Origin of the sequence: Thermorudis peleae, assembly GCF_000744775.1 — a bacterium.
Lineage (GTDB): Bacteria > Chloroflexota > Chloroflexia > Thermomicrobiales > Thermomicrobiaceae > Thermorudis > Thermorudis peleae.
Map to the genome: position 1 here is coordinate 84,929 of NZ_JQMP01000003.1, position 20,773 is coordinate 105,701.

11 protein-coding genes, 1 pseudogene and 1 CRISPR repeat array (1 of these 13 only partly in view) are annotated in these 20,773 nt (G+C 64.0%); of the genes and pseudogenes, 7 read left to right on the plus strand and 5 right to left on the minus strand.

Annotated elements, in window-relative coordinates:
- A CRISPR array of direct repeats spans positions 1 to 1,372; the repeat unit is 30 nt; unit sequence GTTTCAATCCCTCATAGGTACGGGCAAAAC (it extends 4,808 nt beyond the left edge of the window).
- A gap of 980 nt (positions 1,373 to 2,352) precedes the next feature.
- The 5 genes and pseudogenes from N675_RS13950 to N675_RS03480 form a co-directional block, all read left to right on the plus strand.
- Positions 2,353 to 2,481, plus strand: a pseudogene (locus N675_RS13950) (hypothetical protein); the annotation flags it as partial.
- A 17-nt stretch (positions 2,482 to 2,498) separates the two neighbouring features.
- Positions 2,499 to 3,584 carry a DUF1848 family protein gene (locus N675_RS13955; protein ID WP_231578004.1) on the plus strand — a complete coding sequence of 362 codons (1,086 nt, stop codon included), beginning with the start codon at positions 2,499 to 2,501 and terminating at the stop codon, positions 3,582 to 3,584.
- A 43-nt stretch (positions 3,585 to 3,627) separates the two neighbouring features.
- Entirely contained in the window at positions 3,628 to 4,266 is a 639-nt protein-coding gene (locus N675_RS03470; RefSeq protein ID WP_038038101.1) for a small ribosomal subunit Rsm22 family protein, read from the plus strand.
- A 9-nt stretch (positions 4,267 to 4,275) separates the two neighbouring features.
- Complete coding sequence (locus tag N675_RS03475) at positions 4,276 to 10,767, plus strand: DEAD/DEAH box helicase (protein WP_038038103.1); 6,492 nt, start codon at positions 4,276 to 4,278, stop codon at positions 10,765 to 10,767.
- A 177-nt stretch (positions 10,768 to 10,944) separates the two neighbouring features.
- On the plus strand, positions 10,945 to 12,453 hold the full coding sequence (locus N675_RS03480; RefSeq protein ID WP_051914046.1) for an ABC transporter substrate-binding protein: 1,509 nt from the start codon (positions 10,945 to 10,947) through the stop codon (positions 12,451 to 12,453).
- A 106-nt stretch (positions 12,454 to 12,559) separates the two neighbouring features.
- On the opposite strand, the gene N675_RS03485 is transcribed toward N675_RS03480, so the two are convergent.
- Positions 12,560 to 12,916, minus strand: coding sequence for a hypothetical protein (locus tag N675_RS03485; RefSeq protein ID WP_038038104.1), 357 nt, complete (start codon positions 12,914 to 12,916; stop codon positions 12,560 to 12,562).
- Between the two features lie 347 nt (positions 12,917 to 13,263).
- Between N675_RS03485 and N675_RS03490 the strand changes: the two genes are divergently transcribed.
- Positions 13,264 to 15,453 (plus strand): UvrD-helicase domain-containing protein, encoded by a 2,190-nt coding sequence (locus N675_RS03490; RefSeq protein ID WP_038038105.1) that lies wholly within the window; start codon positions 13,264 to 13,266, stop codon positions 15,451 to 15,453.
- A gap of 74 nt (positions 15,454 to 15,527) precedes the next feature.
- Here the strand turns inward: N675_RS03490 and N675_RS13965 are convergent, their stop codons facing one another.
- Positions 15,528 to 17,942 (minus strand): Ig-like domain-containing protein, encoded by a 2,415-nt coding sequence (locus tag N675_RS13965; RefSeq protein WP_081886831.1) that lies wholly within the window; start codon positions 17,940 to 17,942, stop codon positions 15,528 to 15,530.
- 17 nt (positions 17,943 to 17,959) lie between these two features.
- Entirely contained in the window at positions 17,960 to 18,127 is a 168-nt protein-coding gene (locus N675_RS14435) for a hypothetical protein (protein WP_197066265.1), read from the minus strand.
- Positions 18,128 to 18,249: 122 nt separating this feature from the next.
- Here N675_RS14435 and N675_RS03500 point away from each other — a divergent pair, with 122 nt between their 5' ends.
- Positions 18,250 to 18,960, plus strand: coding sequence for an SDR family NAD(P)-dependent oxidoreductase (locus N675_RS03500; protein WP_038038106.1), 711 nt, complete (start codon positions 18,250 to 18,252; stop codon positions 18,958 to 18,960).
- A gap of 12 nt (positions 18,961 to 18,972) precedes the next feature.
- Here the strand turns inward: N675_RS03500 and N675_RS03505 are convergent, their stop codons facing one another.
- Both N675_RS03505 and N675_RS03510 read right to left on the minus strand, forming a co-directional pair.
- Positions 18,973 to 20,031 carry a M42 family metallopeptidase gene (locus N675_RS03505; RefSeq protein ID WP_038038107.1) on the minus strand — a complete coding sequence of 353 codons (1,059 nt, stop codon included), beginning with the start codon at positions 20,029 to 20,031 and terminating at the stop codon, positions 18,973 to 18,975.
- Entirely contained in the window at positions 20,015 to 20,581 is a 567-nt protein-coding gene (locus tag N675_RS03510; protein WP_051914048.1) for a macro domain-containing protein, read from the minus strand. The genes N675_RS03505 and N675_RS03510 overlap by 17 nt, the downstream gene beginning before the upstream one ends.
- Positions 20,582 to 20,773: the final 192 nt, after the last annotated feature.

Genomic DNA, 20,773 nt, shown 5'->3' on the forward strand with positions numbered 1-20,773 from the left:
GTTTCAATCCCTCATAGGTACGGGCAAAACAGCCCGGCGCGAGCGCGCTCAACATCGTGCTCGCTGATGTTTCAATCCCTCATAGGTACGGGCAAAACTAGCCGAGCGCGGACAGCACCAGGAGCGACACGCTCGTTTCAATCCCTCATAGGTACGGGCAAAACAACGCGGAGAGAACCACGTTAGGTGAGCGAGCCAAAGTTTCAATCCCTCATAGGTACGGGCAAAACGAGAAGCACGGGAAGCCTCGGCCGTCGCGCGGGATACGTTTCAATCCCTCATAGGTACGGGCAAAACACCACGACCCTCCACGGCGCTGGCTCGGGCCGGAACCGTTTCAATCCCTCATAGGTACGGGCAAAACGCTGCAGCAACGCGGGCCGGAGGCAAAAATCTGGGCGTTAGTTTCAATCCCTCATAGGTACGGGCAAAACAGTCTTCGTAAACGTAAGCTCATGATACGGTTTACCGGTTTCAATCCCTCATAGGTACGGGCAAAACCGCACGAGCTGCATCGTCGTCCCCCCTTAGCACCCAGTTTCAATCCCTCATAGGTACGGGCAAAACATGGACAACCTTACTGCGGCAAAACCGGGTGGTGACACAGTTTCAATCCCTCATAGGTACGGGCAAAACGTTGTCAAGCCCCTACGGCACTGTTTTTCAGGTACCGGTTTCAATCCCTCATAGGTACGGGCAAAACACTGAGGCCGCGCTGAGGCTGGCGCGGCTTTTGGAGGTTTCAATCCCTCATAGGTACGGGCAAAACGACGACGAACGAGAGGAGAAGGCACCGGTGATCGAGAGTTTCAATCCCTCATAGGTACGGGCAAAACCACGTCCCCTTCCCTGCGGAACCGGAACGGATACCGCTGTTTCAATCCCTCATAGGTACGGGCAAAACCGGCCCTTCGCAGCCGTAGAGGCCGGGAACGAAGACTTGTTTCAATCCCTCATAGGTACGGGCAAAACGGTGGGCGCTCAGTCTGGTTCATGCGCGCCCAGCTGGTTTCAATCCCTCATAGGTACGGGCAAAACCGCCGGATTGAGCTCGCGCTTGACCGGCTGGTCACGGTTTCAATCCCTCATAGGTACGGGCAAAACTTTGCTGCGCGGTGTGGTCGCTCACCACTCCCGCACGTTTCAATCCCTCATAGGTACGGGCAAAACTCAGAAGTAGGTCACGGTTCCACGTCTCGAGCACGTCCGTTTCAATCCCTCATAGGTACGGGCAAAACCCTCGAGAAGGGAGAGAGCCGTGAACATCGTGAACCTGTTTCAATCCCTCATAGGTACGGGCAAAACCGCTTGCTGAGCGTGGCTTCATTCTCCGATACACCGTGTTTCAATCCCTCATAGGTACGGGCAAAACCCATCACATCCCTAGTCTACCACGGCGAACGCCTGCCCACCATCCCCTCCCTCGCCGCCTCGGCACTTGCCCACCACCGCCACCCGCCGCATCCCGCCGCTCACTACACCCCACACCCCGCTCCGTCGACCCCCCAGCCGCTGCGCACGATCTGAGGTCGACGGACGTGCCGCGCCAGATCTCCCCTGTGCTCCCTGCCCTGTTCGTGCTGCCTGTTGCGGACACCCCAGCGGAGGCGGCCAGGTGTTCGCTGCGCCCCGCACTGAGACTGGCGGACGGCATCGCCGGATATTGCCCGACTGCATGCGCACTGTGCGGCGTTGGGCGAGCATGGCCGGCGGTACCCCTGGGCGCTGTGCCCAGCGGTGGGACAGGGGCTCTCCTGTCGGAACCAACTGGATGGTCAACGGACAAGCCACCTTGCTCGTTCGGTGGCGAACCCATGATCCAAGACGCACTCTTGCCGTTTCGCCGCTGCAATCTCGCGAAACGGGATCCGCAGCACAGCGAAGCAGGCTGCGCAGCCCCCTGTCACCTCTGCACACTCGAGAAGACGGCTCGCTGGCTGGACCTCCTGGTCGAACGGGCACAAGACTGGCTCAGGGTAGGCCGGATCGCTTGCGTCAGCATACCGCTCGGGCAATTACTCCCCCGTCAGGGAAGTCGATTCACTCCGACGCACGCAGGGGGAGAGGGGGCTTGGCGTTGACGATGTGTTCGCTCGATCCTGATCGCTCAGGCACGGACGCGAAAAAGCGGTCTTGCTCCCTGTCGTGGCACGGGCAGCTGGTCGCGCAGGGACGGAGGGATAAAGATCGGCCGGCGCGCGGGCTGGCTCGCCGCCACTCTTTCGCCGCTGCGCGCACGGGAACAGCGTGGAAGCGCTGCGGAGGTCTTTGGTATGATGCAGCTATCGAACGATGGATTCAGGCGCAGCGGGCAACTCATACCAGCCCGCTGGAACTGGCAAGGAGCACTGCATGCCCGCTACCACTGATCTGCCACCCTGCCCCCACGGACGCACGAACACGGGCTTGCCGCACGAACCACGCATTCTCTCGGCCAGCAAGCGCACCGATATCCCCGCGTTCTATCTGCCCTGGCTGCTCGACCGCATCGCGCGTGGCTGGGTCGATGTGCCCAACCCTGTCCTGACCCCCTCACTCATCAAGACGTTGCGGGAGGAAGCCCCACAAGCGCTGCCGACCGCACACCGGTCACGTCATGCCCGCCGCGCTCAACTCGACGCCGCGCTCGAACAGCCCTCCAAGCACGACGCCCAGCTTGCCGTGCCCTCACCCACGTCTCGCTCCATCCCGACGATGTCCTCGCCATCGTCTGGTGGTCGAAGAACTACGCGGTCTATCTGCGCGTTGCCGACCGGTTGGCCTGCTACCAGCGCCAGCACTTCCACTTCACCATTACCCCGCGCCGTGACGACCTGCGCTGGATCGAGCCCGAAGTCCCGCCGCTCGATGCCGTCCTCGCCCAGGCTCGTGCCCTCGTCGCCCGCTTTGGTCCCCAGGCTCTCACCTGGCGCTACGACCCGCTGCTCTTCTGGACGGAGGACGGCCAGCCCCGCAGTTCGTGGGATCCCGCCTTCTTCGAACAGGGCTGCCGCACCCTCGGCTCGCTCGGTGTCCGCCGCTGCGTCACTAGCATCATCGATCCCTACTTCAAGGTCGTCAGGCGCTGGCAACGCTGTTTTCCCGAGCGTCCCCTGCGTCAGCCTGATCCGGAAGAAGTGGCGGCGATTGGCACCGCCATGGTTGAGATCGCCAGCGCGTGGGGCATTCAGATGGAAGCCTGTGCCGAGCCAGCCCTTGCCGCCGTGCCGGGGTTTGTGGCAGCAGCCTGTATTGACGCCACAGTCCTGGCGCCCGAGTGCTATGCCGCCCCTGCGCAGCTCGCGCTGCCGCTTCTCCCGTCCATCGTGCACGAACCGGCCGCCTCACCGGCCGCAGCGACAGGGGACACTGCCCCCAGCACGCACCGACGGGCCAGCCCTCGGCAGCCCAGCCCGTTGCGCAGGGAACGCAGAAGAAACGGATGCCTCCAGCGGCGACCGACCGGCAGTTCGCGACGCGTCAGGCCTGTGGCTGCCACCGCCACACCGACATCGGCGACTACGAGTGGCAAGAATGCGGCTACAGCTGTCTGTATTGTTACGCCAATCCGAACCATCGCCGCTTTACCGCTCCGTAAGCATTAGGCGTCGCTGACCACCCGGGCGGCTGCACAGGGAGGGGGATACGATGTCATCGCGGGTTGCTGAGACGCTGGAGATCCTCTTCGCACCGGGCAAACGGTTCCGCCTCTCGCCACTCGTCGAGGCCACGCAACTGCAGGTGCTCTTCGGCTGCGCGCCCGATCCCCAGAACCGCGCTGGATCCATTCAGCAGATCCTCAGCCGCTCCGATGTCACGAACCGGATTGAGAGACTGGCTGCTCAATGGGAACAGTTTTGCCGCAGTGGGAAACCGTTTTCGGCAGCGACAACCTATGACAGAGGATTTCTCGAGGTCTATCTCACATACTACGCCACGGTCAACGTCCCAAAGCTGCAGGCGGTGCTGATTGAGCTGGTGCGGCAGGGCAAGCTCTCCGGTACCCTGCGCGTCCTCGATATCGGCGTCGGGCCAGGCACGACTGCTCTCGCCGTCCTGGACTTCTTGCTCGTCTGGGAAGCCGTCTGCCGGCTCTGGAACGAGTCATTTCCGGTCACGGGGGTGGAACTGATCGGCATTGACCGCAATCAGGCCGCCCTCGACTATGCTGCCCACGTCACACGCACTTTTGCTAACCAGGTGGACCAGTGGCGAAGAGCACGGCGGGAGGCGATCGCCCAGCGGGGCGCGGAGGCACTGCAGGCAGCGCAGGCAACAACCGCCTAGGCCGAACAGGTGATTGCTGCCGCACGTGCCGCCCGCTGGGAGCGGATCGACGTCACCGACCGAGCCAGTGTGCCGCGCCTCCAGCAGCATGCCCAGAGGGCGACGCTCGTTGTTGCCAGCTATGTCCTCAACGAGGTCCGTGACAGCGGCGCAGAAGAGCTGTTTACCCAGGTGATCGCCGCGACACAGCCCGGAACCGTGACGCTGGTGCTCGAAGCTGGCAGCAAAGACCCCGCCCAGGGATTGATGCGCTGGCGGAGGCAGCTGCTTGCCCGGTATCCGCGCTTCCGTTCGCTCGGGCCCTGTGGCCAAGAATTTGGCATGCAGTTACCGGTCTGCTGTGATCGTTGCTGGCCGGGCCGGCGGGAAGGGCTCCACCAGCCGGCACTCTATCGGAAATTTGTCGATGCGGCTAAGCACAGCTGGCAAGGTGCGTCCAGCCGGTTCGATGAGCTGGAGAATCAGCTGCTATCGTGGTGCTACGTCATGCTCGAGCACACTGCCACGCCCGCCCAGGCCGCATCGGTGCAACCGATCAGGCCACCGCGGGCAGGAGAGCAGCGCTCGTTCCTCACCCGCTCGCTTGGCTATGTCCGCCACCACCGGCCCATTTCTGAGACGCCGCTTGAGCTCTTCGAGGAGCGATCGGGCAGGGCAGTGGTAAGCGCCATCAAGCTCTGCCCAGCCACACTCGGCTGCCAACAGGCCCTGCTGCGCCGTGACCCCGGCCGCGCCCTCCCCCAACTGCGCTTCGGCGAGCCAATCCGGGTGACTGCAACCATCGTGGAAGCAACGATACGAGGAGAGGTTATCCTCAGTGTGACCGAGCAGGGACACGGCGTTGAACACTGTGAGCCCGCGCATGACGAGCGAGCGGAACGTCATATCGCGCAGGTCTCGGCCGAGCCGGTGTGGCTACCACCCTTTACCCCGACGATGCACGATGCTCTTGACGATCTGGCATATTGGCTGTTTGGTTTCCCTGCGCTCCGCCCGTTCCAGCATGTCATGCTCGAGCGGGTGCTCACCGGACGCTCGACGCTCGGGATTGCCGCGACTGGCTCCGGGAAGAGCGAGTGCTTCATCATGCCGGCCTTGCTCCTGCCGGGCTTCACCGTCGTGGTCTCGCCGCTGAAATCCCTCATGCAGGACCAGTTCGAACAACGCATTCAGGGGCGCTACGGCTTCGATGGAGTCACAGCCTACCTGAACGGCGATATTCCCTTGAGCCAGCGCGACTGGATCCTCCAATGCCTGGCTCAGGGTTCGGTGAAGCTTCTCTACGTCACGCCAGAACAACTCGAACGCGATTGGGTGATCAATGCCTTGAAAATGGCGAACGAGCGGGTACCCGGAGGCTTTCGCTATCTTGCCGTCGACGAAGCGCACTGCATTAGCCAGTGGGGGCACGACTTTCGACCAGCCTATCTCAACATCCTCCGCCGCCTTGCCGCGCATCACCTGCGTCCGACTGTCATCGCCTTAACGGCGACGGCAAGCCCACAGGTGCGCGATGACCTGGCCCAGGAGTTACAGCTCAACCCTGAGTCGATTGAGCATGGCGGTGATGTGCTCTTTGACACCGCGAATCGTCCTGAACTCAACCTTGTCGTACGCCTGGTTTCTGACGCCACGGCACGGGCCGAGGATATGCTTGCCCAGTTGCGCAGGTTGCGTCAGAGCGACCCGCATGGTGCGGCTATCGTCTTCCAGCCCTGGACGAGTCCCACCTCCAACCCGGACAAGCCTGAACCTGTCAGCCCGTACGTCACCAACTTTGCTGCCTGGCTCGAGCAGGCGCTTGGCGAGCCGGTCGCCATCTACCACGGCAAGATGGAGGAGGATCCTCGCAACGGCCAGCCGGACGATGCCGCGGAGCATGCCAACCATCCTGTCACCCTGGGTAACTTCTATGGTCGCACGCGGCAAGAGGAACAGCGCCGCTTTCTTGACGGTCAGCGGGCTATCATGGTCGCGACCAAAGGCTTTGGCATGGGCGTCGATAAGCCGAACATCCGCCTGGTTCTGCACCGCACACCCCCGTCGACGATTGAAGCCTACTGGCAAGAAGCCGGCCGGGCTGGTCGCGACGGCAAGCTCGCCACGGTCATCGTCTATTTCGCGCTGGAGCATGCTCAGTCGCCGGCACAACCCACGACCGCCACGCCAGCGTCCCAGCGTGATGATACGGGGCTGTCGGATGTCGATATTCAAGAGCGTTTCATTGAGCAGCGATACGTGCAGCGGTCGGCCGTCGAGGCAATGGTTGCGTTCCTGCAGACACGGCCAACGACCAGAGTCGGTACCTGCTATTTCACGGCCGATGAAGTGCTGGAGTACTTTCAAACACTGAATCCCTTCCCCTTGCCAGATCCACCCCCACGCTCCAGCACAGGGAACAGAACACAGGAGCAAGAGCTTATTCTAAACCGCGGTCACACGTACGACTTCCGCTGCAGCTATATTGACCGCATTCTGCAGGCACTTCAGTCGTATCGCATCCGCGATGGCGCACGGGAGGTTGCGTTCCTCGACGCGGTTCATGAATGCAGCGGCCTGTTGGACAAAGTGGTGCTCCCCGCAGGAATCGACGCCCTCTTTACCTCGACCTATTACTTCGGTGATCTATTGCGGCAGATGGAGCAGCACCGTCCCGGCTTCCGCCAGCAGTTTGCAGCACTGCTTTCCCAGAAACCGGTCGACCTTACCAAACTCGCCGACCTGTTGGAGATGCCGATGCACGAGACGCTCGGCCTGCTGTACGATATCCGATCGGCCGAAGGACAAAAGGAACCTGACCCGAAGACTGGGCAGCCACGGTGGCGGGGAAGGCTGCTGGACTTTTGGTCATCCGTGCCGTGCCGTGGTCTTGCAGCCTCGTGCGCAGGGCCATCTGGCAGGCCCTCACTACAAGCATGGCGTGCCTATGCCGGCGCGATCCGGAGGGCAGATCGCAAAACGGCTAGAGAGCGGATGAAGGAGCGCATGCGTAAGGCGGGGCAGGCACGCGCGGAGATACCGTGGGGCCAGTACCCTACCCTGGACGACTGGTTCAGCTGGCGCGAGTTACCACGGCGACGCGGTTGGGAAGTGCGGCTCGGCAACGCTTTTGCTGATCCATCCCACCTTCCGCGTTATATCGACGAGTTCGTGGCGCTCATGGAGCGACGGCGAAACTATGACGAGGAAGCCTATCATCGCTTTCTGACCGAGTATATCGGCGTTGAGCAGCGCGGAAACCACTGGGTAAAGCGCGAGGGGCCGCTGCCCTGCCTGCGCTCGGTCATTCTCGGGTATCTGAAGACCGGTGAGACAGTTATTGGAGAAAACTGCTTCAGCTGCAGCCGCTGTGTGCCGAACCTGAACTTCGTCACCGACCTGGAAGCACGCCAGCGCGTCGTCCAACGCCTGGCGGCTGACCTCGCTGCCCTGCTCGCTGAGCTTGAACAGCGCCGCACTGAATGGCCAAGCATCCAGCAACTGACCGAGCTTGCGGCGTTGGTCAACCGGGAAGTGGCAGCTGGACGGCGGATTGGCGGCTATCTCTTAGGCTGGACCGATCGGCTGCTAAGTGATACGCCAGATCACCGCACCGCAACTGCCATCCGCCTGTTCGCGGCCGGCCGGGGATGGATCCAGTTGCCGCCAGATGAAGTTATGCGCCTCGCGGAGACTTGCGCCAAAGAAGCAACTGCTGCCGATCAGGCCATCTTCGATGCGCTGCTTCTTGAAGCGACCACGGCCTCGCTGCCGACTGTCCCACTCCTGCACCGCATGCGTGCCGACTGGCTGGTTCGCACAGGCCGGTGGCCTGCCGCAGCCGATGAGTTGCACGCGTTGCTCCAATCACCAGCGGTCAGCTTCTCTGCGATCGATCGCTGTGACCTGACCTGGCGCCTCGTCTTATGGCTTGATCGACTGCATCGCGACCGCACGATGCTCCGCTGGTTACGCTGGCTCGCGTGGCATGAACCACGGCAGGACAACCAGGAGGCCGCGCTCGAGCAGCTCATCGCGCACTTTCTCGCACGCGGCCAGCAAGGCCGGGCCAGAGTCTGCGCTCGCCGTCAGGCCCGGCTGGCGCGTGATCGGGGCATAGCACGGCACTGGTACCAGCGAGCTGGTATAGTCGACTGGCCAGCGACTCGGGTGGTACGGGAATTAGGCTGGATCCGGCGTCACGCTAGCGCATCGTGGCAGTGGCGTGCCCCGATGCTCCTCCAGCTCTGGCTCACCGCTCACCCGCAGCAGCTGCCACACTTCGCCGATACGCTGAGCCAGGCGCCCTGGCTTCCCCACCTCACCCTCACCGAATGGCGGACGTTGCGCCAGCAATTCGGTCCATTGGACCAGTGGGCAAATCTCCCCCTGGCGCCCCAGTACGCAGCGGTCCTGGCTGCCCACTGCACGCAATTGTCGGCTGCTGAGCGACATGATCTCATTTGGTGGCTCAGTACCTCCACCAACCAACCACGCGAGCTGGTTGACCGGCTCGTCGCAGATAGTGCCACCCTGCTGACGACTGACAAGCGAACGTACGAGCTCCTCGTTGATGCCTTGCGGGGATCACTCCAGGCCATTCTGGAGCTTGTCCGCCGTTGCCAGAACACCGGCACGACACTGCGCTGGTTGCCAGCGCTGCTGACGCCTGAGGTGGCAGCGCAGGCACAGGAACGCGGCCTGCTCGCACAGCTGGTGGCGCTTGCACTCAAGAGCGCGCAGGATACGGCAGACGTGCCGTCTATTCTTGCCGCCATCGCTCCCTGGCTTGCGAACGAGACGATCGCACTCACCGTGCTGAAGCACCTCGCACGGGCAGAGATGATCGACAAGCTGGATCCGAAACAGGCTGCGTTGCTTGGGCGGGCCTTCATCCAGCACCACAGCACCGATCAACCCTGGACGGCGAACACTGTCGAACTCGCCGTCCGGTTGGCCCGACAAGTAGCAGTCACCGACCCCGACGCTGCGGTCGACCTGCTCACTGGCGTCACGATCGTTGTTGGTCGCCAACTGCGTGACCTACAGAGCACAACTGCCCTGTCAGCATGGCGCACTGCGCTCACGACACCGCCGATGCCGCAGCACCTGCTCAACGCGCTGTGGCTCCGCATCGTCACAAGCGATGCCCTCCCCGGCGCTGACGCGAGTTACCTTGCCAGCTGTGTCGCGTTCGTTGCCGGGCATGACCGGGCTGCGCTCCTGGCGCTCGCTCACGCGCTCGAGGGATGGCTCTCCCTGCCCGATCCATCGCTTCGTCTGCACCTTCTCGCGTTGCTGAGTGATGCGTTACAGCAACTTGTCGCGCGCACGGCTGACACGGAACTGCTTACATCGCTGTCTGCCCAGTTCGTCGAAGCTGCCTGCCGCTGCCCCGTTCCGTTCACGCACAACGTAGCGCTAGCGCTCCAGTGGTGGCGGACATATGGCAAGCCATTCATTGCGTTCGTCCCACCGGCAACGCTGGCGACGTTGGCCATCGAGGAAGTCGGAACGCCGATGCTGACGGCATTCCTGGATGTTTGGCAAGAGGTCATGCCCGCGCCTGACGATGCCTGGACTGCAGCGTTCCAGGCGGCATGCGCCGAACGCATCTTCCGCGGCGACGAGCTTTTCCTTGTTGGGGCTCTCCTCACGCTCCGCAACCGTCCATGGATGCCGGCAGCGTGGTGCGACGATCTCCTGAGGCGATGGCTTGCGCAGACCGCATGGGGAAGTGTGCCCTTCTTTGTCTGGCCGCCTCCCTGGCGTGCCATGCTCCTCGCCTGGTTCACGAAGCACCCCAGCGTGACGGCTTCTGCCATCGTGAGGAAGAACCGCGATGCCCTCTCGTTTATCACGCCACGCCTTCTGCTGCAGAAGCCTCCCGAGACGGTGCGCATTGCTTTGGCATTGTACGAGTTACTCCAAAACGACCGGCAGACTGAGCACTCAATTCAGGAGATTATCCAGCAGGTCAAGCTGGTCGACGCTGAACTCACTGCAGTCATGCTCAGCAAGCCACTCTGCGCCTGGATACAACGCATCATCGCGTATCCGCTCAGTCCCACGCTCATCACCGAAGCAACCATAACCGTGCTGCGGATTCTTGCCGGCCATCCTTCGATTCTGAAGCTTGTCCCCACGCTGGCAGGAAAAGCGCCGAAGCTAACACGGCAAGCGATCTGCACGCTCGCTGAACATGATCCGCCCGATTGTCCATTTCTGATGCAGAGTGCGCACCTGATCCGCACCCTCGACACATGGTTGAACGGGACGGCACGCTTGGCCCGTGTGGGTGACAGCACCGAGCGCGCAACGGCCTGCACGACTCTCGCCCAACTGCTGACTCCGGTGTGCTCGCAGGATGAGGCAACCGTGCTTGCCGAGCACATTTGCCGGTACTTCAACATCGTCAAAAGTGCCACACCGGGTCTGTCTGCGCAGGCAGCGGCACTGGTTGCCCTTGTTAACAAGCTTTACTACCGAACAGGCCGAAGAGTAGATAATCCGAAAGACTGAGGGAAGAGAGCCCGTCCACAGCCATCCTCGAGCCGAGGGCAGATGACGATCCACGGCCGTCAGTTCGTGACGACGCGTGCCGCAGGACAGCGGGAAGGTTATCGGACGTTTACCCCGTTGCAACATTGATCAGCCCATGCGCGTGTAGGCTCCTCCGCGGTGAAAGGAGGAGGCCGTATGGCTGGGGATACTACGCTGCAGCACGCGCATGGCACGCCGGCTGTCTCCGGGCTGACGCGCCGGCGGTTCCTGCTGCACGGCGTGTGGGCGGGTGCGGCGTTGCTGACCGCCTGTGCACAAGGAGGCAGCAGCCCAACAACCAGCCCGAGGGCGACGCACGAGACCAGCGGGGGAGCATCGGCAACAGCTCATCCGACGAGTCCAGCCACGCCGTCGACACCTACCGCGAGCCCGACGGGCGTTCCGGCCCTCGTGACGCAGCCCGGTTCGAAGGTCAGCGTCGTCTACTGGGACGCCTTCGGCGGTGACCGCGGCAAAGTCGTGCAGGAGATCGTGCACCGCTTCAACACATCCCAATCAGACGTTGAGGTCGTCTACCAATACCAGGGGAACTACGACGAGACGGGGCAGAAGCTGATTCAGGCGCTTGCGGCCAAGCAGACGCCTGACCTGGTGCTGCTGGCTGATAACTGGTGGTTTCGGTTCTATCTGACGGGGGCACTCCAGCCGCTGAACGACTTCTTTGCGCAGGCTGCGATCGATACTCGCGACTACGTGGCGCCGCTGCTCAACGAAGGGACGCGCCAGGGCCGGATCTACTGGGTGCCGTTTGCGCGCTCGACACCGCTGTTCTACTACAACAGGGCGGCCTGGCAGGAGGCGGGGTTGCCGGATCGCGGGCCGCGGACGTGGGAGGAGTTCCGAGCGTGGGCGCCAAAGCTGGTGAAGCAGAGCGGTGCAACGACGAGCCGCTTCGCTTTCGGTCATCCCGCCGGGGCTGGAACCACGGCCGGGAACCTCAGCTCAACGATGTCGTGGAATTTCCAGTCGATCGTGTGGCAATGGGGCGGGCGGTATTCGGACGAGTCATTGCAGATCCATATTCACGAGCCACCGGCTGTTGAAGCAGGCCGGGTCTACCTGCTCGACGGCATCCAGGCAGGGTGGGCAGTCGCGTCGGGGAATGTCGACGGGGACTTTATCACCGGGCGCGTGGCAGCACTGGTCGCTTCAACCGCTCAATTGGCTGGCTACGAGAAGAACGCGAATTTTCCGGTAGGCACGGCGTTCTTGCCAGAAGGGCCGGTCGGCTTTGGTTGCTGCACGGGTGGCGCGGGGTTGGCCATCCTCAAGGACAGGCCCCGGGAGGTGCAGCAGGCGGCCTTCCGCTACGTGGCGTTTGCGACCTCGCCGGAGATGACGACGTTCTGGTCGCAGAGCACGGGGTACATGCCCGTGCGGACGTCGGCAATCGAAGGGGCGGCGATGCAGCAGTTCTATCCGCAACACCCGAACTTCAAGACGGCGGTGACGCAGCTGCCCCAAGCGCGCCCGCCTGATCCTGCTCGCGAGTGGATTCCCAACGGCTTTGACCTCATCGGCCGGGGGCTCGAGCAGGTGCTGACACAACGGGAGGATCCCCAAGCAGTGTTTAGTGCGGTAGCCAAGCAACTCGAAGAAGCGGCGAAGCCCGTGCGCGAGCAGTTGAAGCGTATCGAGGGATAACGGACGGGAGCGCCTTCCCCGTTATCCCGCAATCAGGCACGCGTGGCCGAGCGCTCGTGAGGCCATGCCTGGGCCGGAGCAGCACGCAGTGGCACGCACCCGGCAGTCAGCGCCACCAGCGCCAACCACGTGGCCGCCCCGCGCGCTGTCCAGAGCGCCGTGCCGCAACGGCTGCGGCTGCCGCTGACGATGCGGCTGCGACGGCCGCGACGGCGACAATGCCCCCGATGATCCACGCTTTCTGCTGCGACGACACCGTTGGTATTTGGCTGGCTGGTGCGCTCGACGGGCCGCTGACGGTCGCGGCGCCGTGAGCAGCGGCCTGATGTTCCACATGCCTGCTGGGCGCTGCGAGCGCAGCGGCTGGCCATGCGACCAGGAGCCCCACGATAACGGCCATCATACCCACCGTGAACAGAAACGCCGGCCGCTTCGGCCCGCCGCGTGCCATGTCATGTTCCATACGGCAGTCTTCTCCTGTTCTGCGGCCTGGCCGCACGTCCTCCCGAGGATCCATCGCAGGGAGTATCGGCGGTTGGGCATGGGGCGTCAAGGGGCAGGGAGCGGTTGCTGCCTGAGCAGCTTGCATGTGCGCGCTAGTGCAGATCGGACAGACCAGCCATTATAGTGTGGTTGCTGGCTGAGCAGCCCCAGGGACAATCTCCGGGCTGTTCGTACTCTTGACAGGCTCCACTAGCACTGTTACACACTACCGGCAGTCCAGACCAAGCGACACATTCGCGGCGGAGCGCTACAGCCGAAATCGCCAGCAAAAACCTACCGAAAAGCCAGAACTAGAGGAGCCTTGCCATGTGTGAGCACTACCGCATCGCGATGACTGAATCGTTCGGGCGTTCGCTCTCGGCACTCGCGGGCAAGAACCAGGAACTCATCTGGAGACGACTTCCCGAACTCCGGGCTAATCCCCATCCCGACGGGTCGCAGCACAAACTGCGTCTGGAGCAGTTCGATGATGTCTATCGCTGGCGCGTCGGGAAGTATCGCGTGTTCTACCGGATCGGGTCGGATTGCCTGGTCACCCTGCTCGGCATCGAGCATCGAAAAGAGGCCTACCGGCAGGATGCGTTGCCGCTCGAGCAGGGACTGACCGTGCTGCTTGAGCCAGACGAGGACGATCTCTCCACCCCTGCACAGCCAGAAACAGACGCAACCGATGGCGCGGTTCCCCCGAGCCAGCCGTCACGGCCGTTGCCGCGGCTGCTGACGGAGCAGGAGCTGAAACGGATCGGGGTGCCACCACAGTTTCACCAACGCCTGCTCGCGTGCACCACCGAAGACGAACTCCTCCAGATCGCCGAGCAACTGCCGGACGAGCAGCTCACAAACCTTGTGCTCGATCTGGCCTGCGGTCGTGATCTCGACGATCTGCTCGACGATCCGGCCTATGTCATCGACGAAACGGCCTCGGTGCAGGATCTCCTGTCCGGGCGGGCGCGGATCGAGCTCGCACTCGATTCGTCGCAGCGCGAGGTTCTGCGCACGATCGCTGAACAAGACGGGCCATTCATCATCACCGGCGCCGCTGGGACGGGGAAAACGCTTGTCGCGGTGCGCGCGCTCGAGGAGATCGCACGCCGGCTGCAGGCGGAAGGTGTCACGGATTTCCGCTTCCTCTTCGTGACCTATACGCGAACGCTCACTGAATTTGTTCGCACTTTGACTCATTCTGCGCTTTCGCTAAGCGTGCATCGCGTGACGACAGTCCACACGCTCGACAAGCTCGTACATGAGCTATGCCCCGACATTCCCCGTGACGCGATCGTGCGAACGCATCAGGCACAGAAACTGGTGCTTGAACAGGCGCGGAAAAACGCGTTCGAGCGACTGCTCAGCCCCGACGCCCAGCGCGATCGTCGACTGGCCGCGAGCATCAAGGGCATCACCGCCGACTATCTCTTTCGGGAGATCACGGAAGTCATCATCGGACGCGGCTTGACAAGCCTGGATGCCTATCTCGAGGCTGATCGGTCCGGTCGCCGGCGGCCGCTGAACCGAACACAACGTGAGGCGATCTGGGCCCTCTACGAAGCGTTGACGGATATCCTCCGAGCCGAAGGGTTGTTCCTGCGCGAGGAACTGCGCCAGCTCGCACTCGACCAGGTCCAGAACGACCCGGAGATCCCACGCTACCATGCCGTGGTCGTGGACGAGGTTCAGGACCTCACGCCAGTTGCTGTCCGCCTCCTTCATGCACTATGTCGAGATCCGCGCTACCTTGTGCTCGCTGGCGACGAGCACCAGACAATTCACCTCCGCACGTTCAGCTGGCGATCGATCGAGCAGGCGATTTCACCCTGTGACGGGACGGTGAAGCGCCTGGCGCTGCAGGTGAACCACCGTTGCCCGCCGGAGATTGCCGCAGCGGTGCGAGCGTATCGCCTCGCGCTGCCGAATGGGGGCGGGCGCACTGCGCCGCCGAGCGATCGGAAACGCGCTGGACGGGCGCGACCCACCGTGCTGGCGCTCGCACGATGGGAGCGGTGGCAGCAGGTCCTGCCGGACGAACTCCTCCGCCTGCGCCAAGCGCACCGTCTTCCCTGGGATCACTGCGCGGTCCTTGCACCACGCAACGACGACGTGAGGGAGGTCGAACTGGCCCTTCGCTCCCAGCACATCCCGACCGAGATTGTCGAGCATGGCAAGCCCCTGTCGCCCGCTGCGACCGTCAAGGTGCTCACCTGGCACAACGCCAAGGGGCTCGAGTTTCCAGCCGTTTTCGTCCTCTTCCCAGACTGGGAGCCACCGCCGGCCAGCTTCACTGATCCGCCTGCTGAAGAGGCGGAGGAGTCGATCCACGCATGGCGCCAGGCAGCAGCGGTCGCGCTCGGGCGTGCTTCGCGCCATCTGACCGTGCTCCGTCCAGCGAGTGGGAGCAGTGCATTGCTGGCTGGTCTTGACGGCGATCCGTGGGAGATACAGTTCATCGAAGCCGGTGACGAGTCCGAACCTGACACGACGTGGGACGAGCTCCCATTCTAGCGTCCAAGACGCGAAGCGGGGCGGGTCAGTCCAACCCGCCCCGCTCGTAGCAGCGCGTTCAGCGCGCGTCGGCCCTAGGGATACGGCGTGCCGTAGCGGTTGTGCAGCACCTGTGCGCCAAGGCGCCCGAGCAACACGTGGTAGGGCACGTTAGCCTCCGGATGCGCCTCAAAGCGCTGCCGCTCAAAGTACTGCACCGTGTAGACCTGGCCCGTATCGGGATTCTGCTCCGAGAACGGCTCGCTGATCGGGTAGCCAAAGGTCGCTAGCCCGCCATTCTGCTGCCAGAAGGCCAGGAAGTCGCCACAGACGTTGTGCCCCGTCTGGGCAAAGTAGACGCAGCCCGGCGCGTTGTTGGGCTGCGCCGGCTGGAACGGCGCCTGGCCCTGTCGCCCGGCCGTGATCTCATCACCGAGCAGGCCGAGCAGCACGTCGTAGCGCTGCGGGAACTGGCCCGGGTGCCACTCGAAGCGGGCCCGCTCAAAGTACTGCACCGTCAGGCCGTTCTCCTGGAACTCCTCGGTGATTGGGTAGCCGAAGATGGCCAGACCGCCGAACTGCTGCCAATAGGCCCGGAAGCCGTAGCAGAGGTTGTGCTGTGTCTGCGGGAAGTAGATGCAGGCTGGATTGGAGCTGGGCTGCGCCGGCTGAGCCGGGCCAAAGCCGCTCGGCGTGGCCTGCCAGGTGATCGTCGCCGTTGCCGTCGGGTTCCCCGTGACTTGCGCCGTCGCGGTCACCGTGTCGGTGCCGGTGTTGGTGCCGGTGTAGGTGAAGACGGCGTGGCCGTTGGCGTCAGTCGTGGCGCTGCCGCTCCGCGGGTTGGCTCCACTCACGGTGAAATTGACCGTGATGCCACTCAGCGGCGCACCGTTCGACGTCAGCGTCGCCGTCACCTGGACGGCATTATTGACGGTCGGCGTGGTGGAACTGGGCGCAAGGGTCAGGCTTATCCCACCAGTCACAGTGATCGTTGCGCTCGCATTCGCCCCGCCGTAGCTCGCCGTGACCGTATCGGTGCCGGCATTGGTGGGCGTATAGGTGAAGGACGCCTGGCCAGCGCTGTTGGTGTAGACAGTCGTGCTCTGGGGATTTGCCCCGCTCACCGTAAAGGTGACCGGTACGCTAATCAGCGCCTGGCTGTTCGGGCCGAGCACCGTTGCCGTCAGGGTCACGCTGGTGCCCGCGGTTACCGTCAGCGACGTCGGGCTTAGGGAGATACTGGCCACCGTCGTGCTCGACCAAGTCACCGTCGCTGAGGCGTTGTAGGTCGTGCTGTTATAGGTTGCCGTCGCCGTGACCGTGTCGGTGCCGACGTTGGTGCCGGTGTAGGTGAAGGTCGCCTGACCGGCGCTGTTCGTGTACAGCAAGACGGTACCCCGCGGATTGACCCCACTGACGCTAAAGTAGACGGGCACGCCGCTGATCGGCGAGCCGTTGTAGTAGAACGTGGCCGTCACGCTCGCTGTGCCCCCGATCACCTGGGTCTGGCTGGTCGGGCTGAGCGAGAGGCCCTGTGACGGCGTCGACCAGTTCACGGTCGCGTAGGCGTTGACGCCGCTGTACGTTGCCGTCACGGTGTCGGTGCCGGCATTGGTGCCGGTGTAGGTGAAGGTCGCCTGCCCGGCGCTGTTGGTGGTAATTGATTGGCTCTGCGAGTTAGCCCCGCTGACCGTGAATGTGACCGCTGCACCAGAAACCGGTGAGCCGTTGCTGCGCACGGTCGCCGTCAGGCTCACGCTGGTCCCCACGGTGGCATTCACGACAGTCGGGCTCAGCATCACACTAATGCCCGTCGTCGTGCTCGAGACGACGACTGTGGCGCTGGCACTGCCGTAGACCGAACTCGCCGTGACGGTATCGGTGCCGAGGTTGACTGGCGTGTAGGTGAAGATGGCTTGTCCATTCCCGTTGGTGTAGAGCGTAATCGGCCCCTGGGGATTAGCACCGCTGACCGTGAACGTAATTGCCGCGTTCGTGATCGGCTGCCCGTTCTGGGTCAGTGTAGCCAGCAGTTGAGCTGGCGTCGACGGCGCAACGGTCAGCGTTGCGGGCGTCAAGGTCAAGGTCGGCTGCGACACCGGTGCCCCGCTCGTGACCCAAGTGACGGTCGCCGTCGCCGTCGGGTTGCCGTCACTCAGGAGTGTCGCGGTCACCGTATCGGTTCCGGGGTAGAGCCCATGGTATTGGAAGGTAGCATAACCGTTCTGGTCAGCCGTCAAGACATGGTCAGCGGGGAGGAGTTTTTGGTTCGGCCCACTGATCGTAAAGCTTACTTGTGCTCCCGGTGTTGCCCCTGAGACGATCAGCGTCACTGTGCTGCCGACGTTCGCCGTCTGCGAGACTGGACTCAGGGTAATGCTCGCCTGGGCCGCTGCTGGTGCTGCGAGCACCAGGCTTGCAAGACCGGCGAGCGCGAGCAGCAAGGCGAGGGTGATTCGCCCTCCAAGCAGGCGTATGTGCTGAGATGGTTGTCGCGCTTGACGCTCCATGGCGTCTCTGTCCTTTCCTACGAACCCGCAGTCTGCCGAGTAGCTGCCTTACGGTCGCCGCGTCGCCGTGCCAGCGCCACCATTGCATGGCCTGGTGGCGAGCGCGCCCATTCGGCAGCCGGTGGGCGGCTCGGGGCGACTGCCCCAGAGAATGCCGATGTTGTCTCAGTCGCTCCCCAACGCATCCCCCGCTCCCTACCATCCCTTGGCCATGATAGCACCGTTCTGTAACACGCCGGTTACCGCGGCACGAGGCTGGGGCGGTGTGGCATGCTCGTTGTCAACGATGAGGGAAAGGACGGTCACGATGGCTGAGGGACAGGTCGTGCTCATCACCGGTGGCACTGGCCAGGTCGGGCAGGTGGTGGTCAGGTATTTCGCTGCGCACGGTGCCCAGGTAGTCGTACCCTATCGTTCAGCCGATCGATGGGAGCAACTGCGCGCGCAACTGGGGGAACACGCCGGCCGGGTGATCGGCATCGCTGCTGGCGACCTCGCCGACCCTGCAGCCGCCCGGGCGCTCGTCGAGGAGACGCTGGCCCAGGCTGGCGGGTTGGACGCGGTTCTCTGCCTGGCGGGCGGCTTCGTCGGCGGACGGTTCACCGAGAGCAGCCCGGAGCAGTGGCTGCAGATGATGGCAATCAACTTCTGGCCAACGGTGCATGTCTTGCGGGCAGCGGTTCCGCACCTGCTCGCGCACGGCAGCGGCCGGATCGTGACGGTCGGCGCCCGAACAGCGCTCGAGCCTGCCGGGGGAGCCACGGCCTACGCGGCAGCCAAGGGCGCGGTCATCACGCTGACGCAGGCGCTGGCCCGCGAACTGCGCGGGAGCGGCGTCACAGTGAACTGCATCGCGCCAGGCACGATTGACACGCCGGCCAACCGCGAAGCGATGCCGAAAGCCGATCCTAAGACCTGGGTCAAGCCCGAAGAGATCGCCGCCCTGCTCTGGTACCTCTGTTCGCCCGAGGCCGCGGCGGTCACCGGCGCGGTCATTCCCATTCCCGGCCGCGGCTAGCGCGGCACCGGGCTAGCCCAGCGACAACGGCGTCGTCACCACCGCCTCCAGCAGCGCGATCGTCTGCGTGAGGTCGCGCAGGTCGATCATCTCAAAGGCGGCATGGGTGTAGCGAGTGCCGACAGCCAGCATCGCGGTCGGGACGCCTTGCCGCAGCAGTTCGGCGCCGTCGCTGCCAAAGCGCTCAAAGACAGCATGCTGCAGGGGGATGCCTGCCTGTTCGGCCACGGCGGCAAGATGCCAGCTGAGTCGATAGTGATAATGGGCGGAGGCATCCTGATGCACCAGGAGTGGCCCCTGACCGAGCGCGGTCGGCATCTGGCGTTCGCCAACCGTCGGGATGTCGCCAACCAGTCCGATCTCGAGCGCGATTGCGGCGTCGGGAGCAAGCGCCTGGGCGAGCGAACTGGCGCCGAGCAGGCCGTTTTCCTCCTGGACGGTCGCGGCATAGAGCAGCCGGCAGGCCAGCCGTGAGCGGTCGAGTTGCTCAAGCAGCCGCGTCATCGCCGCCAGCGCGACGCGATCGTCGAGCGCCTTGCCAGCGAAGCGGGTGCCGAGCCGGCGCGGCGGCGGGTTCCAGATGACGCCGGCGCCGACGTAGACGCCGCGTGCTCGCGCCTCCTCCTGCGACTGCGCGCCGATGTCGACAAAGAGGTCGTCGAACGTCAGGGGCTGCTCGCGGCGGCGATCGGGGACGATGTGGCCGGTGGCGGTGGCAAAGAGGCCCTCAATCGGCCCGTGACGGCCGAGCACGAGGGCGGGCTGGCCGACGGGATAGCGGCTGTGCGGCTCGCCACGGCCCTGTCCATTCGTCAGCCAGAGGAACCCGGCTGGGTCGATACTCCGCACGGTGAAGCTGATCTCGTCCGCGTGGGCCTGGAGGAGGAGGCGGGGGCCCTGGCCGCCAACCTCGGCAACGAGATTGCCGACCGGCGTGCGCCAGACGCGCTCGACATGCGGCGCCCACGCACGCTCCAGCCACGCCATGACCGCGTCTTCCTGGCCACTCGGACCAGGCAACGCGACCAGCTCGGCGAGCAACGCCGCCGCTCGCTCATCGACCGCCGTCATGCTGCTCCCTTCCCTCCGTCGCAGGATTGGCTTGCGCCAGTGCCTGGGCGAAGATCTGGCGCGCGGACTCGTCTCGCAGCACAAAGACGACGCGCTCGGGCAGCGTCGCCCCGCTCGCCCAGTGCGCCCGTACGGCCTCGACCATAGCCTGCGCACAGCGTGCCATGTCTAACCCACCAACACCCGTGCCGAGCGCTGGGAACGCGACGGAGCGGAAGCCGCGTTCGGCGCACCGGCGCAGGGCTGCGGCGGTCGCCTGACTGACCGTGGTGGCGGTTGCTGGGATCAGCTGGCCGCCACGGTAGCCCATGGCAGCGGCGTGGATGACGCCGCGGTAGGGAAGCCGCCCAGCGCCGGTGACGACAGCCTCGCCGAGAGGGATCGGCCCCTGCGCCATCGCCTCGCGTTCGATCTCCTCACCGCCAGCCCGTTTGATCGCGCCAGCAACGCCGCCCCCCATCCAGAGGTCGGTATTGGCTGCGTTGACGATCGCCTCGACGTCAACCTGCGTGATGTCGCCGATGATGGCCTCGATGGTGTGCTGGGCCATGGCGTCGTCCTCCTTCGCTCTCCGCCTCCCTCCTCATAAGGAGAAGGGAAGGAACCATGGGAAAGAGAAGCGAACGCGGCAACTGCGCACTCAGCCCATGCCCATATTCACTTACACGAGAAGAAGGCGAAGAGGGCCGTGGGGCGTGTGATCGTTGATACGGCTGCGCTTCCCCTGTCCTTTGGCCCTCGC